The organism is Acaryochloris sp. IP29b_bin.137 (assembly GCF_028285745.1).
GTDB lineage: Bacteria > Cyanobacteriota > Cyanobacteriia > Thermosynechococcales > Thermosynechococcaceae > Acaryochloris.
Window position 1 is genome coordinate 1 of record NZ_JANQOP010000195.1, and the last position, 2,508, is coordinate 2,508.

At 44.3% G+C, this 2,508-nt stretch carries 4 protein-coding genes; 2 read left to right on the forward strand and 2 right to left on the reverse strand.

The genetic code is table 11. The annotated features are described in order from the left end of the window. Together infC and Q0991_RS13975 are read right to left on the reverse strand one after the other, a co-directional pair. A partial coding sequence (gene infC / locus Q0991_RS25175; protein ID WP_366524958.1) for a translation initiation factor IF-3 occupies window positions 1–360 on the reverse strand: 360 nt, incomplete at its 3' end. 195 nt (window positions 361–555) lie between these two features. Further along, the gene (locus Q0991_RS13975; RefSeq protein WP_299489354.1) at window positions 556–1,158 is read right to left on the reverse strand and encodes a TetR/AcrR family transcriptional regulator; all 603 of its coding nucleotides are present in this window, start codon (window positions 1,156–1,158) and stop codon (window positions 556–558) included. A 181-nt stretch (window positions 1,159–1,339) separates the two neighbouring features. On the opposite strand from Q0991_RS13975, the gene Q0991_RS13980 reads away from it, so the two are divergent. Together Q0991_RS13980 and Q0991_RS13985 are read left to right on the forward strand one after the other, a co-directional pair. Then, entirely contained in the window at window positions 1,340–1,804 is a 465-nt protein-coding gene (locus Q0991_RS13980) for an ester cyclase (RefSeq protein ID WP_299489355.1), read from the forward strand. 98 nt (window positions 1,805–1,902) lie between these two features. Beyond that, a partial coding sequence (locus Q0991_RS13985; protein ID WP_299489357.1) for a GNAT family N-acetyltransferase occupies window positions 1,903–2,508 on the forward strand: 606 nt, incomplete at its 3' end.

Below are 2,508 nucleotides of genomic sequence, written 5' to 3' on the forward strand. Positions count from 1 at the left end.
AGCCTCACCTACATTGGGGCGGAGTTTGACTTCTTTGAGGGAAGGTTTGGAAGAAGACTGTTTCTGCTTTTTTTTCTGCTCGTATCGATACTTACCAAAGTCCATGATCTTGGCAACGGGTGCATCCTCTCGCTCGGAGACGATGACTAAGTCCAGTTTGGCTTGCTGAGCAAGGGCAAGGGCTTCTTGCGTATCAACAACGCCTTGTTTAGCTCCGGTTTGATCGATCAGTAGGACTTTTCTTGCACGGATTTTGCCGTTAATGTTGGGTTTTTTCAGAATAATGTTGACCTCAAATTGAAAACTATCAGTATTATATGTACTGAAATCATAACTGCTCTTACCCTCATTTGGTTCTATCTACAGGATGACTTAGGGTTAGTCATACCGTTGCTTTGTTTGATTTACCTAAGCCAGCAGGCATTAAAGTGGCCCCCACTGATTGGGCAATTTTGATGAATTCTGCAGAGCATCCTAATTTCGCGGTTATCACGACCTGTTCACATAGATAACAGTTATATGGCCGGAGCTACGGGATTAGGTACGCTGTGAGTTTTATCCATTGATGTCGGAAGTTAAGATAGCGTGTTGCATTCGAATTTCAGCTGCTCGATGGGCTTGATGGGTTGGCACCCCAATCGTCAACTCACCCAACAAGGAGTAGTAAGCCAAACGAGCACGAACCAGTGCTTCGGCTTCAGAAAATCCAATTTTTAGAAATAATGCTTTGGTGTAGTTGAGCCTTTTTTGATCAACTTGGGCAATGAGTTCAGCCACTTTCTGATCAGTCTTTGCCCAAGCACGAATCGCATTCTCAATTCTGCCATCGGCCAAACCGGGCATAAAATCGTTATCTGCGTAAGCGAGCTCCAATAGGTACATTAACGTCGTTTTCGGATCCGCGTCGATTTGGTCGACTTGCTTAATAATGCCGTTGGTATCAAGCTCGACCCATTCAGCCAAGATGGCATCCAATAAATCATTTCGATTTTTAAAGTGCCAATAGAAGCTGCCTTTGGTCATATTCATTCGCTTTGCCAACGGCTCAATTCGGACTGCTTCCACTCCCCCTTCTGCCAGAACCATTAACCCTACATTAATCCAGTCTTGCCGCCCAAGCTTTGCGTCGGGGCTTTTCTTTTTTGTATTTTTTTCCATACGCCACCGTATTGACAACTTTGGAACCATAGCTTAAGTTAATCACATACGGCAGCGTATGGAGCGTTTTATGCATACGACGTGGCAAAGGCGAGCGATCCAGTTTCTAGGCTGGATAGGCCCGTTCGTCTTTGGTTTGGTTATTTGTTTTTTGTTAATGCTTAGTTTGGAGACTCCATCAATGGCTCAACCAGTAAATTCATCACCCATCAATCAGAGCGTAAGCCAAGTCAACAAGGATATTGCCCTTCGGTTAGCGAAAGAAGGCTGGGGAACACAACCCAATTGGCAACACGTTTGGGATGAGTTAATGGCTCCCGATATCGTTTATCACTTCAATAGTTCGCCGGATAAAATTGTTGGCTTAGCAGCAAATAAACAGTTCAACAAAGACCTATTTATTGGATTCCCTAAAATCAAACAAACTATCGAAAATATTTTGGCCGAAGATGACGTGGTCATTTATCGATCAACCTTAGAGGGCAAACAGTCTGGCCCCTTTTTAGGTATGCCTGCGACCCATAAAACAGTAAAGACAAATGATTTTACAATGCTCAAAATCAAAGATGGCAAGATCACTGAGTGGTGGTACGAAACCAACTTGCTATCTGTGATGCAGCAATTGGGACTAATGCCTGCTGCTTAGTCATGGCTGCAATGAATAGACCGACAACATGCTTGGGCGATGTATTTAAGAAATTCATTGCCCAATAAACTTTCCCTTCATCTTAAGGTCAGTCAATCATGAATCCCTTGGATGTACTCCAGTTACAACCGTCACAGATTGTCGATGCCAGTGAAATTGCAGCAAAAGCATTTGAATCTGATCCGGTTTTTAGGTATCTAACACTAGACGATCCACACCTGCGATTTCAGGCGTTAACTTGGTTAACGAATCGAGTAATGGCCTACTGCTCCCAGTATGAACAGATCTATACAACATCAGACTTGCAAGGGGTTGCGGCCTGGTTACCTCCTGGTGAATTCTCTAGCCATCTGCACCAGCAATTAAAGATGGTGTTGCAACTTCAGTTGTATCGGTTGCCGATGAAAATAGGTTGGAACCGATTGGGGCGATGGCTCACTGTTCTATACCAAACTGAAATCGCTCATCAACAGGATATGGAGAATGCCCGCTGTTGGTATTTAGGGATGATGGTGGTACATCCAGCAAGCCAAGGACAAGGGTTAGGAAGTCGGTTATTGCAGCCGATTTTGCAACGGGCAAGTGATGAGGGTTTCCCCTGTTATGTCGTCACTTTTACAGAACAGGCAGTACGGTTCTACCAGAAAAACGGATTTGAAATCGCTCGCAAGCAAAAGTTTGCACCTGATGCACCGTCATTTTGG

What these genes read in the sequence shown, in the direction of transcription:
- Q0991_RS13975 (WP_299489354.1), bottom strand. Translation starts at nt 1,158, where the DNA reads ATGGAAAAAAATACAAAAAAGAAAAGCCCCGACGCAAAGCTTGGGCGG.
- Q0991_RS13980 (WP_299489355.1), top strand. Translation starts at nt 1,340, where the DNA reads ATGGCTCAACCAGTAAATTCATCACCCATCAATCAGAGCGTAAGCCAA.